Raw genomic sequence first — 10,712 nt, 5'->3', positions numbered from 1 at the left:
CGGCGCTTTTCATTTCTGAAACAAGCGCCGTTTTTCCTAAGTGAACAGCATTACGGCTATACACGGTCCCTTTTTGTCGAGGGAGCTTGTTCCCTTGCCGCAAGGGTTCGTCGTGATCTCAAGGACGGGTGAGTGAGGGTAAAGCCACCGAATCCGGCAATCGGGCCAAGGCCAGTCTGGTTTGCTGATTGCCCCGCTCGATCACCACCGCTTGCGCCTCGATCGACACCAGCCGCACCCCTTGAGCCACCCGCTCCCCCGTCAGGAAACTGCGCGGTGGGCCGTCGTTGAGACTGAGGATCGCCACGGCCCCGCGAGCGCCGGCCAACACACCGCTGACCTTGATATCCACCGGCGCCGGCTGGCTGGAGAACCATTGCAGTGCAGGATTATCGGAACGCTCGGCCAACCGTTGCGGGGCAACATCCGGCGTGCGGGATTCGGCCGATGTCAGCAGCAACGAAGACCAGGTCGCCACCCCGGCCAATGCCGCCAACAGACCCAGTGCCTGGAGGAGTTGCGCCGGGGAAACACGCTCGATGAACGCCATGGTCTGGGTATCCTTTTTTATTCCAGTCTCCAGCGTACGCGTCAATTCTCTCCGTTTTATTTCACATCCTTATCATCTTCACCGTGCAGGATGAATATCGACGCAAAGGAGCGCGCATGAACCTTGGCAAGCAACACGGTTTCACCCTGATCGAATTGATGGTGGTACTGGTGATCATCGGCATCGCCAGCGCCGCGGTGGGCCTGAGCATCAAACCCGATCCGCTGAAGTTGTTGCGCCAGGACGCTGAGCGGCTGGCGCAACTGCTACAGCTCGCCCAAACCGAAGCCCGCGTCGATGGCCGGCCGATTAGCTGGCGCTGGGATGCCAAGGGGTTCGGTTTCAGCCGTCGGCAGGATCAAGGGCCGGGGCTGGATCGCTTCAAGGATGATCAACAATTGCACCCGCGCCGGTGGCAGAGCCCGTCCATGGACGTTCAGGTGGAACCCAGGCAGCGGGTGGTGTTGAGCGCCGAGTGGATCGGCGCCCCCCTGGACATTCGGTTGTCGGACGGCCAGAACAGCATAAACGTCCAGCGCAGCGCCGCTGGCCGGGTGCAGATTCAATGAGCGGCCGGGAGACGGGCTTCACCCTGCTTGAAGTCATGGTGGCGATTCTGCTGATGGCGGTGGTCAGCCTGATTGCCTGGCGCGGACTGGACAGCGTCACCCGGGCCGACAGCCATTTGCAGGCCAGCACCGAGCAGACCGAAGCCTTACTGCGGGTGTTGAACCAATTGGAGCGCGACGTAGCTTTACGCGCCAGCATCGAGTTGAGCGAACCGTTAAAACCCGGCGTCGATGACCCGCCCTCGACCGCGCCACCCGCCCTCACCGTGCGCAGCACCGAAGGCCGGGGTTTTCGCCTGGATGTGATCCGTGTGGCCGCCGCTCAAGAAGGCACGCTGCAAAGGGTGCGCTGGTGGCTCGAGGGAGACACGCTTTACCGAGCCCAAGGCCAGGCCCGCAGCCGCTACCCGTTGCCGGCACCTGGCGCGGGCGTGGCGGTGCTCAGCGAAGTCAGCAACGCAGGGCTGCGTTACTGGGACAGGGAAAAAGGCTGGCGCAAGCTCAGCGGCAATCGTCAGGAAAACCCGCAGGGCATCGAAATCAGCCTGACACGGCAGACGCCACAAGGGGTGGAAAAGTACCGGCAGGTGTTGGGGCCGCTGGAGTGAGGGCAAACCCAGTGTGGGAGCGAACCTGCTCGCAATGAGGCTCATCCGGATAGCGCTGAACTCAGCTCAGCACCACCACCCCGCCCGGCAACTCGGTGCATTTGGCGCCATAGGCATCGCGGATCAACAGCGCCACGCCAGCCAGTTGATCAAGACGGAACCGCGCCTGGACCTTGCGTTGGCCCAATTCGCGATTGAGTAACAGCAACATGCCAGGACGGTAGCGGTTTATTTCGTCGATGACGCTGGCCAGGGTCGCGTCGTTGAACACCAGCACCTGCTCGCGCCAGGCAGTGGCCGCCGACACATCAGCATTCTTTGGAGTGCCCACCCGGCCGCTGTCGTAGGTCAGTTGCATGCCCGACTCCAGGCGAAAACTCTGGCCACGTACCTGGACCTGCACCACACCTTCCAGACAGGTCGCGCAGACACTCTGGTCGATGTAGCGGATATTGAACCGAGCCCGGGCGGCGCTGATCCAGCCGGCGCCGGCCTGGACGCTGACCGTCGAAGCACTGCTTCCCAGCACTTCAACTTCGCCACCGAGCAACTCCAGTCCTTCCCCTCCATCGGCCAACTGACGGCGGCTGAGGCGGGTTTGGGTATTAAGCTCAAGACTGACACCCTTGGCCAGTTCCACCCGGCGCTGTTCGCCAACCTCGGTGACGTAGTCGGCAGCGAGTCCGGAAACCCCACCAGGCACCGTGGCCCGGATCAACAGAAAACCTGCCGACGCCGCGATCGCGCCGCCAAGCAACGCCCGTCGTCCGAAATGTCGTGGCGCCTGCACCGCCTCGGCGGCCGGTTGCAGCCCGTGCCACAGAGCCTTGGCTTGCTCGAACGCCTGAGCGTGTTCGGGACTTTGTCCGCACCAATGGCGCAGGGCCCGGGCATCGGCCACGGTGGCGCGGCCGGAGGTCAGCAGGATCAACCAGTCTTGGGCCTCGCTGGCCAGTCGGGCCTGAGGCGTGGCCTCAGGGGAAGCAATGCTGAAGATGTTCAAACGCACACATACTCACGAATTGGTCTGGTCTCTACTCTCAAGACTGTTTTCCCGCGCCGGGACCGAACCGCTGAATCACTTTTCTTTCCAGGCGCAGGGCGCAATGCCCCAGCGCGGCCTTGATTTCCTTCTCCACCATGCGCGTGGAAATGCCGAAACGTTGGGATATTTCCAGGTGCGGCGCTTCCTCCAGGCGCGCAGCTATGAAAATCCTGCGACGCCGCGCTGGCAGTTCATACAGGGCCTTGAGCAGGCTCTGCAACTCCTTTTGCCCCCCGACCACCCGGGCCGGATCCAGCGCTTCATCCGAGACCTGCAGCAAGTCCTCGATTTCGCTGCCGGTGAGCAGGCGAGCATCGGATTGCCGACGGTCGGCGGCAATGTTCAGCGCCATTCGATAGAGATAGGCATTGGGCTGGGCGATGTCCGGCGTCTCGACCATGCGATCGACCCGCAGGTAGGTTTCATGCAACACATCGTTGGCCAGTTCCTCGGAGCCCAGGCGCTTGCGCAGGCGCACCTTGAAATCCTCATAAGAGGTGAGGAACAACTTGACCAGCGGGCTGCGACCAGAGTCTTTCATCGCCCGAAAACCCCTTCCCCTGCTGTGCACTCCATGCTTTTTCCTGATGAGTCGGGTAATAAAAGCAGGGTTACCGGTTGGCGCAATGAACTGGGCGCCGGGCGGTCGATCCTGAGGTTTTGCAAACTGTTGACCAAGGCCTTGTCACGTATCGGCTCGCCAGTGGAACTGACCAGGCGGCTATGCTGAACCACGCCATCCCGGCCGATCCACACTTGCAGCACTGCCCGAAAACTTCCCGGGCGAGTCAGTGGTGAACGACACAAGTTGCGCTGGATGACCGTTTGGATCGCCGCCGCATAATTGCTGTCGCTCAAGCCCGGGGCGGTGCCAGGAGGCAGCGGCACCTCGCGGATCCGCACCGGTTGCAACGTGAACGCATCCGCTCGGGCGTAATGCGCCACAAGCCCGGTGCCGCGAAGCAACACATTGAGCCCCTGAGAAGCGGTGAACAGTCCCTGAACGCCCAACGTATGGCGCTGGCTGGACAGTTGGTGATCCACCAGCACCGCCATACCCGTCGCCCGGCTGAATTGCTCCAGCGCTGTGGTCAGTTCCTGCGGGGCGATATCCAGGTCCACCAGGTCGTTCGCCTGGATCGGCGCGGCCAGCAACCACAACAATGCCATCAGCCCCCCCAAGGGTGACCTGGCCAATCCACGCCTGCGTCCGCCCCCGGCTTTGCCTTGCTGCACGACTGACGTATCCGTTAAAAACCGTCATCCTGAGGGCTGTTTATGAATGTCGTATGACAACTGATACAAATCCCTCGGGCCACACTAAACTGGAGTTCTGACAGCGAACCGTCCGATGGGCGGGCCAGGAGGTCGGCAATGAAACAGTGGATGAGAATGATGGCGGGCCTCGGACTGCTCCTGGCCCTGCCTTGGGTCCATGGCGAGGAGGCACCGGCGTGTATCGAGGTGACCGTGGGGGGCTACAGGAGTGCGGACTACAACTGCCTGAGCCGGCAAATGGGCAACGATCCGCACGCTGCGGCTGCCGCACAACGCACGCAAGAGGCCTTGAATGTGCCCATTAACAAACGCGCGCCGAACAGCATCGGCCTGGCGACCCCGGCGGCCACCGGCGTGCGCATGGGCAATACGTTCGGCACCTCGGTCAAGCCCCAGAGACCACCGGTCCCGGCTGGCAACTCGCCGCTGCCCAGATAACCGCGCTTTTTGGCGAGGACGCTTGCTCCCTGACCGCGGGGATGCGTGGCAACTTTAAGTTCTCGCAGCCCTATGCGCCTCAAAACAGGCTTTGCACCTGTTCCAGGACCGCGCGGTTCATCTGGCCGGTGTGGGTGTGCAGGCTCACATAGCTTTGCAGCATGTCGAGCTTGGTGTTGAGCAAATCTCGACGAGCCTGGAATAACCGTTGTTGCGCATCAAGGATATCCACCGTGGAGCGCACACCGCCCTGGAAGCCTTTTTCTGTCGAGGCCAGCGCCCGCCGGTTGGACTCCACCGCCCGTTGCATCGCCTTGCTTTTGGCGAACCCGGCTACCACGCCCAGATAATCGGTTTCGATGGCCTCGGCCAACTGCTGGCGCTGCACGTCATAGTCCGACTGCGCACCGGCCAGTTGCGCCTGGGCCTTGGCCACCGACGCTCGCACCGCCCCGCCGCGATACAACGGAATATCCAGCTGCAGCCCCACGTAATAGGTGTCCTGGCGCGGGTCGAGTTCCTGGTACTGGCGGGTTTCCCGGCGGGTCAACTGAGTGGTCAATGCCAAGGTCGGATAATGCCCGGCACGCTGGCTGTCGGCCTGGGCCTCGGCCACTTTCACCGCCGCCAACCGGGCCGCCAGTTCGGGGCTGGCCTCACGGGCAATCGCCGTCCAGTAAGGCAGGTCCTGCTCCGGCGGGATCGGGCTGCCGGCGGCAAGCTCCTCGCCCATCGGCAAAATATCGTCGATGGGCACATTGGCACGACCGGACAACGCCCGCAGTGCCGCCACGCGACGGGCCTGGGCTTCGGCCTCCTGGGCCTCGACCAGATCAAGCCGCGCCTGAGCTTCATCGATATCAGTGATCGCGCCCTGTCCCCCCTCAAAGAGCTTTTTACTCTGGGTGACCAACCCATTGATGGCGGCTTTCTGCTGGGCGATCAACTTGATCTCGTTTTCCGCCCGGGCGACGTCGAAGTAGCCCTTGGCAACCCGGTCGAACAGGGTCTGGCCGGCGACGTCGAAGAGCTGGCTGCCCAATTGTCCTCGCGCCTTGCCTTCCTGATACGCCGCCCAGCGTGCCTTGTCGTAGAGCGCTTGCTGCGCCGCCAGGGTGACGTTGTTGGCCTGGTAGTCGTTGCTGTTGACGTAACCGCTGTCGTCACCGCCATCGGTCCGTCCGCCGCGGCCATAACGCGAAGTCAGCGACACTTGCGGATAGAGGCCGCCACGGCCAATCGCCTCTTCCTGTCGAGAAGCGTCATAGGCATGGGTGGCCGATTGCAAGGTAGGGTCGTTGAGGCGAGAGGCGTCGTACGCCGCGGTCAGGCTCAGGCCGCCGTCGGCAGCCCAGGTGAAGTTGATCACCGCCCAACTGGAACACAGGCTCAGCAGCACGCGAGCGCTGTAACGGCATCGGTCGGTCATGCTCATTCCTCTTTGAAGGCTGCCAGCAAGCGTTCGCGCAAAGGTTTCATCAGGTAATTCATAAAGGTGCGCTCACCTGTGACCACCGTCACATCGGCCAGCATGCCCGGGCGCACCCACAACCCGGCGGCCTGTAAGGAAGCGACCGTGTCGGCGGCAATCTCGACCTTGGCGGAGAAGTACGGCAAGTGCGTCTGCTCATCGATCAACTGGTCGGCCGAGACCGTACTCACGGTGCCGGTCACCGTCGGCGTATCCACCCGTTGCAGCGCGGTGAAATGCACATGCACCGGCAACCCCGGACGCAACTTGTTGGCCATCAACGGCTCGAAACGCGCGGTAATCGCCATCGGCGCATCCAGCGGCACTACCTGCATCAGGGTTTGCCCGGCCTGGGCAACGCCGCCGACGGTATGCAGGCTCACGTCCATGACCTGCCCGGCCACTGGCGCACGGATAGCACCGTTGTCGACTTCAAACTGCAGGGCACGCATCTGATCGGCATAACCGGCTGCCTCGGCGGAGACCTCGCTGAGCTGGGTTTCAGCATCGCGACGAAACTCCTGTTGCACCTGCAACGCCTTGAGCCTGCTTTCGTTGATGGCCTGGCGGGTCCGACCGACATCGCCCACACCGGAGGCAATCTGGCCTGCCAGTTGCGCGGCGTTGCGCTCGGCCTCGAAGAGTTTGTTGCGCGGAACATAGCCCTCACGGGCCAGCTCGCGCAGGCCTTCGAGCTCCTGCTGCTGAAAGCGCATTTGTGCGTCGTAGTTGCGCTTGACGCCTTCATAGCCCTGCAATTGCTGCTGCAACGCCGCGACCTCGTGTTCGATGATCTGCAAGCGGCTGCCCAGTTCGGCACGGCGGGTCAGAAACAACTGGCTTTGCAAGGCCATGGCGGCCTTGACCCGCGGTTCGTCGGCGCGCTCCAGCAGTTCAACCGGCCACTGGATCTCGGCACTGCCCAGGCGCTCGGCAATCAACCGCGCTTCAATGCTGCGATCGTTGAGCAACTTGCCCAGGGTCACGTCCAGTTGCGACTGCGCCTGCACGGTATTGAGCTGCACCAGCAACTGCCCCTGGCTGACACGATCGCCATCGCTGACCAGCAGCTTGTCCACTACCCCGCCGACCAACGACTGCACCGCCTTGCGCTCGCCCGCCACCACCACGGTGCCACTGCCCACGACCCCCTGGTCGAGAGGCGCCAGGAAGGCCCAGAGCAAAAAGCCACCCAGCGTCAGGACCAGGAAGCCCACCCCATAACGCGCCGCACCGCTGGCGTCGGTACTGGCGCTGGGCAGGGTATTGGCGTTGAGCACGCTCACCTGCTGCTCGCTGTGCGCCGATGCAGCCGGGGTCAGATCACGCATCTTCGCCAGCCTCCCTCACCGCAGCGGGCCGGGGCCCCGGCATCAATGCCTTGAGCACCCGGTCCCGTGGGCCGAAGGCTTGTTGGGTGCCGTCCTTGAGTACCAGGATGTGATCGACCACCGCCAGCACATTGGGTCGATGGGTGATCAGCACCACGGTACTGCCGGCGGCCTTGAGCGCATTGATCGCGTGTACCAGCGCCAGTTCACCCGCTTCGTCGAGGTTGGAATTGGGCTCGTCGAGCACGATCAGCGACGGGCGCCCGTAAAGTGCGCGGGCCAAGCCCAGGCGTTGCTTCTGCCCGCCAGACAAACCGAGCCCGCCGGGCCCCAGTGGCGTGTCATAACCTTTGGGGAATCGAAGGATCATCTCGTGAATGCCAGCGTGACGAGCGGCGGCAATGATTTTGTCGGCATCCTGCTCGCCGAAACGGGCGATGTTATCGGCAACGCTGCCATCGAACAGCTCGATGTCCTGCGGCAAGTAACCCAGGTACGGGCCCAGCGCATCATGGGACCACTGGCTGATCTCGGCGTCATCCAGGCGCACCGAACCGCCCATGGCCGGCCATACCCCGACCAGCGCCCTGGCCAGCGTCGACTTGCCACTGGCGCTGGGGCCGACTACGGCAAGTACTTCGCCCTTGGCCAGGCTGAAATTGATCCCGCGCACAATCGGTTGCGAGGCACCGGGCGGGCCAACATACAGTTGCTCCAGGCGCACCGCGCCGGTGGGCGGCGGCAAGGGCATGCGCAGACGCTCGCGGGGGTGCTGGGTAAGGAGCTGGCTCAGGCGCTGGTAGCTCTGGCGCCCGGCGTTGAACTGTTTCCAGGAGCCGATGGCAATTTCCACTGGTGCCAGGGCACGCCCCAGCAGCAGCGACATGGCGATCATCATGCCCGCCGACATCTGCCCTTCGAGCACCAGCAACGCCCCCAGGCCCAGGGCCAAGGATTGTCCCGATATGCGCACGAAACGAGTCGCGGAGGTGATACGCGCACCGCGGTCGCTGGCATGGGCCTGGGCGGCAATGATGCGTTGTTGCAGCAAGCTCCAGCGCTGGCGCAACGGCCCGAGCATGCCCAGCGCCTGAATGACTTCGGCATTGTGTAACGTGCTGTTTACATAGACAGACGACTGCACGCCCAGGCGATTGGCTTCACCCAACCGGGTGCGAGTCGCCAGCTCACCCCACAATGCCAGGCCGATCAGCACCAGGGCGAGCACCAGGGTCAGTACCCCGAACCAGGGGTGAAAGATAAACGCCACCAACAGGAAGATCGGCAACCACGGCGCATCGAGCAACGCGATCAGGCCCTGGCCGGTGATCAACTGGCGCAACGTCGCCAAATCAGTCAGCACCTGCGCCGGGTTGGCGTTGTGCTCGCGCAGGCTGCGGGCGAAGGCGGCGTCGAAAATACGCTCGCCGAGGGCGTCGTCCAGCCCCGCACTCATGCGAATCATCACCTCGCCGCGCACCCACTCGATCAGGGCACTGAACAGAAACAGGGCCAGGGCGATCAAGGTCAGCATGAACAGGGTGGTTTCGTTGCGACTGGTGAGGACCCGATCGTACACCTGCATCATGTACAGCGATGGCACCAGCACCAACAGATTGATCACGCCGCTGAACAGCGCCAGCGACCAGAACACCCGGCGGTAACTTAATAATGCAGCATCAATGTCATGACGCGGATCGAGTAGAAAGCGCATAGAGAATCAACCCGCAAAGGAATAGTCGGTCCCGGCGCAATCCATCGCGAGTTATTTGCCCGAAGGCGTCAAAAAAAAGTGCGTCATGTCGCTGACGTGCAGCTATCTGGGTCGATCCTCGCCGCTACAGACGCCAAGTACTGACAACGTAACCACGGGTTAGTGCCAGCATGGGGCCGGTGTTTTCACGTCAATATGGGCAGGATGGGGCGTTCAAGACAGACGGTGTGCGATCTTGGACCGGCACTGGCGGGGGATACGGCGGCGCGGGTCAACGACTTTGCGCAGCATCCAAAGACTCGGCCATTCGAACCAGGTCGGCGAAGGACTTGGCGTGCATTTTTTTCATGGCATGGGCGCGATGGATTTTCACGGTGATTTCGCTGAGGTTCATCTGTCCGGCAATCTGCTTGTTCATCAGGCCTTTGGCGGCCAGGGCCATCACCTCTTTTTCGCGGGGGGTCAACGTTTCGTAGCGACTATGCAGGTCCGCAAACTGCAGTTCGATCTCCCGCCGCCGAATATCGGCCTCAAGCGCCGCCGTCACAGCGTCCAGCAGATCCTGTTCGCGAAAAGGCTTTACCAGGAAGTCCACGGCCCCTGCTTTCATGGCCTTGACCGACATTTCGATGTCACCGTGGCCGGTAATGAAAATGATGGGGATATTGACGTTTGACTCAGCCAACTGATTCTGGAAGTCCAGGCCGCTGCTGCCTTGAAGCCGGACATCCAGCACCAGGCAGCTGGCACCCTCTGCCCTGGGTTGGCGCAGAAACTCCGTCGTGGACGCGAACGTCTCGACGCGGATGCCGACGGAGCGCAAAAGATTACTTAAGGCATCGCGCATGGAAGCATCGTCATCCACCACAAATACAACAGAACCCTTGCTGCCCGGCTCATCGGACGAGGGATTGCCATTCATGCACGATCCTCTTGGGAGTGGACGAAAAAAAGTGTAGCACAGCGTTTTTGCTTGCAGAGTGCGCCCCCGGCGGGCGGGCTCGGTCAGCAATAAACTATGCAATAAAGTGTGGTTTCAATGCATAAATCAACGCGAACACATCTCGGGGACGGCGCAAGTAAGCACTGACTTGGGCGCTGTAATTTTCCCCACTGATGCACCAACTGCAGAAGTGTTCGCAGTTATTGGAAAACACCCGGTAGCGGTTTTCACCGAGTCTTGAACGCGCCCGATCAACGATCTCATGGCTGGAATAATTGCATTTTTCTTGAATCCTCCAAACCGGCTTGCCAAGGGCGAAGTGTTCCAGATCGGTCACTTCGATGGGCCCCGACCTAAGCGAGCCACTGAAGCCCGAGTAATGAGCCACCGCCCCGCCGCCCAGATAGATTCCATGGTGGATGTAGAACCGGCGCGGACTGACCAAATGCGCCCCGACAGGCACGCGGTCTGTGGGCTGTTCGATATCGATTGGCTCCAATGAAACATCCGACACGCTCACGGGCCGTTTACCGCAATGGCAGGATTCGAGGGATCGAACACGCTCTGGCAGCGGCGCGCTCAAGCGGTAGAAAACGTTCGTCGTTAACAGTGTCATGCCAATCAGCGCTATCGAGCGCAGCGAGGACAACTTATCAACGGCGTTGAGCGTTAAATGATTCATGCTGAATACTCCGCGACCCTTGAGAGGTACTCTATCGCGGCGCTTGCAGCACTTCATTTGTACGTGGGATTGGTTTAAGTGAC

At 61.9% G+C, this 10,712-nt stretch carries 12 protein-coding genes; 3 read left to right on the top strand and 9 right to left on the bottom strand.

Annotated features, from left to right (window positions below):
• Positions 1-118 precede the first annotated feature (118 nt).
• Positions 119-550 (bottom strand): general secretion pathway protein GspC, encoded by a 432-nt coding sequence (locus MA884_RS04245; RefSeq protein WP_256229181.1) that lies wholly within the window; start codon positions 548-550, stop codon positions 119-121.
• 116 nt (positions 551-666) lie between these two features.
• Between MA884_RS04245 and gspH the strand changes: the two genes are divergently transcribed.
• Together gspH and MA884_RS04235 are read left to right on the top strand one after the other, a co-directional pair.
• Positions 667-1,119: a type II secretion system minor pseudopilin GspH gene (gspH, locus tag MA884_RS04240; RefSeq protein WP_256229180.1), complete on the top strand. Its 453-nt coding sequence runs from the start codon at positions 667-669 to the stop codon at positions 1,117-1,119.
• Complete coding sequence (locus MA884_RS04235; protein WP_256229179.1) at positions 1,116-1,727, top strand: type II secretion system protein GspJ; 612 nt, start codon at positions 1,116-1,118, stop codon at positions 1,725-1,727. Before gspH ends, MA884_RS04235 begins: the two co-directional genes overlap by 4 nt.
• A gap of 61 nt (positions 1,728-1,788) precedes the next feature.
• Here MA884_RS04235 and MA884_RS04230 read toward each other — a convergent pair whose 3' ends face one another.
• From MA884_RS04230 to MA884_RS04220, 3 genes are read right to left on the bottom strand one after another with little or no spacing between them, the layout of a single operon-like run.
• Complete coding sequence (locus tag MA884_RS04230) at positions 1,789-2,730, bottom strand: DUF4880 domain-containing protein (protein ID WP_256229196.1); 942 nt, start codon at positions 2,728-2,730, stop codon at positions 1,789-1,791.
• 37 nt (positions 2,731-2,767) lie between these two features.
• Positions 2,768-3,313 carry a sigma-70 family RNA polymerase sigma factor gene (locus tag MA884_RS04225; RefSeq protein WP_256229178.1) on the bottom strand — a complete coding sequence of 182 codons (546 nt, stop codon included), beginning with the start codon at positions 3,311-3,313 and terminating at the stop codon, positions 2,768-2,770.
• On the bottom strand, positions 3,310-3,942 hold the full coding sequence (locus MA884_RS04220) for a TonB C-terminal domain-containing protein (protein ID WP_256229177.1): 633 nt from the start codon (positions 3,940-3,942) through the stop codon (positions 3,310-3,312). Before MA884_RS04220 ends, MA884_RS04225 begins: the two co-directional genes overlap by 4 nt.
• 204 nt (positions 3,943-4,146) lie before the next feature.
• On the opposite strand from MA884_RS04220, the gene MA884_RS04215 reads away from it, so the two are divergent.
• Positions 4,147-4,488, top strand: coding sequence for a hypothetical protein (locus MA884_RS04215; RefSeq protein ID WP_256229176.1), 342 nt, complete (start codon positions 4,147-4,149; stop codon positions 4,486-4,488).
• 79 nt (positions 4,489-4,567) lie between these two features.
• Here the strand turns inward: MA884_RS04215 and MA884_RS04210 are convergent, their stop codons facing one another.
• The 5 genes from MA884_RS04210 to MA884_RS04190 all read right to left on the bottom strand — a co-directional run bounded on the left by MA884_RS04210 (position 4,568) and on the right by MA884_RS04190 (position 10,629).
• Positions 4,568-5,917 carry a TolC family outer membrane protein gene (locus MA884_RS04210; RefSeq protein WP_256229175.1) on the bottom strand — a complete coding sequence of 450 codons (1,350 nt, stop codon included), beginning with the start codon at positions 5,915-5,917 and terminating at the stop codon, positions 4,568-4,570.
• A 2-nt stretch (positions 5,918-5,919) separates the two neighbouring features.
• On the bottom strand, positions 5,920-7,290 hold the full coding sequence (locus tag MA884_RS04205; RefSeq protein WP_256229174.1) for an HlyD family type I secretion periplasmic adaptor subunit: 1,371 nt from the start codon (positions 7,288-7,290) through the stop codon (positions 5,920-5,922).
• Positions 7,283-9,004: a type I secretion system permease/ATPase gene (locus MA884_RS04200; RefSeq protein WP_256229173.1), complete on the bottom strand. Its 1,722-nt coding sequence runs from the start codon at positions 9,002-9,004 to the stop codon at positions 7,283-7,285. Before MA884_RS04200 ends, MA884_RS04205 begins: the two co-directional genes overlap by 8 nt.
• Before the next feature lie 271 nt (positions 9,005-9,275).
• On the bottom strand, positions 9,276-9,926 hold the full coding sequence (locus MA884_RS04195; protein WP_256229172.1) for a response regulator transcription factor: 651 nt from the start codon (positions 9,924-9,926) through the stop codon (positions 9,276-9,278).
• A 94-nt stretch (positions 9,927-10,020) separates the two neighbouring features.
• The gene (locus MA884_RS04190; protein ID WP_256229171.1) at positions 10,021-10,629 is read right to left on the bottom strand and encodes a lecithin retinol acyltransferase family protein; all 609 of its coding nucleotides are present in this window, start codon (positions 10,627-10,629) and stop codon (positions 10,021-10,023) included.
• Positions 10,630-10,712 lie beyond the last annotated feature (83 nt).

The organism is Pseudomonas sp. Q11, from assembly GCF_024494355.1.
Classification (GTDB): Bacteria; Pseudomonadota; Gammaproteobacteria; order Pseudomonadales; family Pseudomonadaceae; genus Aquipseudomonas; species Aquipseudomonas hefeiensis.
Note: the sequence above shows the minus strand (reverse complement) of the source record. Positions and strands in the feature narration are given on the sequence as shown.

Excerpts from the sequence above, each read along its gene's own strand:
- MA884_RS04245 (WP_256229181.1), bottom strand. The coding sequence starts at position 550 with ATGGCGTTCATCGAGCGTGTTTCCCCGGCGCAACTCCTCCAGGCACTG.
- gspH (WP_256229180.1), top strand. The coding sequence starts at position 667 with ATGAACCTTGGCAAGCAACACGGTTTCACCCTGATCGAATTGATGGTG.
- MA884_RS04235 (WP_256229179.1), top strand. The coding sequence starts at position 1,116 with ATGAGCGGCCGGGAGACGGGCTTCACCCTGCTTGAAGTCATGGTGGCG.
- MA884_RS04225 (WP_256229178.1), bottom strand. The coding sequence starts at position 3,313 with ATGAAAGACTCTGGTCGCAGCCCGCTGGTCAAGTTGTTCCTCACCTCT.
- MA884_RS04220 (WP_256229177.1), bottom strand. The coding sequence starts at position 3,942 with ATGGCATTGTTGTGGTTGCTGGCCGCGCCGATCCAGGCGAACGACCTG.
- MA884_RS04215 (WP_256229176.1), top strand. The coding sequence starts at position 4,147 with ATGAAACAGTGGATGAGAATGATGGCGGGCCTCGGACTGCTCCTGGCC.
- MA884_RS04210 (WP_256229175.1), bottom strand. The coding sequence starts at position 5,917 with ATGACCGACCGATGCCGTTACAGCGCTCGCGTGCTGCTGAGCCTGTGT.
- MA884_RS04205 (WP_256229174.1), bottom strand. The coding sequence starts at position 7,290 with ATGCGTGATCTGACCCCGGCTGCATCGGCGCACAGCGAGCAGCAGGTG.
- MA884_RS04200 (WP_256229173.1), bottom strand. The coding sequence starts at position 9,004 with ATGCGCTTTCTACTCGATCCGCGTCATGACATTGATGCTGCATTATTA.
- MA884_RS04195 (WP_256229172.1), bottom strand. The coding sequence starts at position 9,926 with ATGAATGGCAATCCCTCGTCCGATGAGCCGGGCAGCAAGGGTTCTGTT.
- MA884_RS04190 (WP_256229171.1), bottom strand. The coding sequence starts at position 10,629 with ATGAATCATTTAACGCTCAACGCCGTTGATAAGTTGTCCTCGCTGCGC.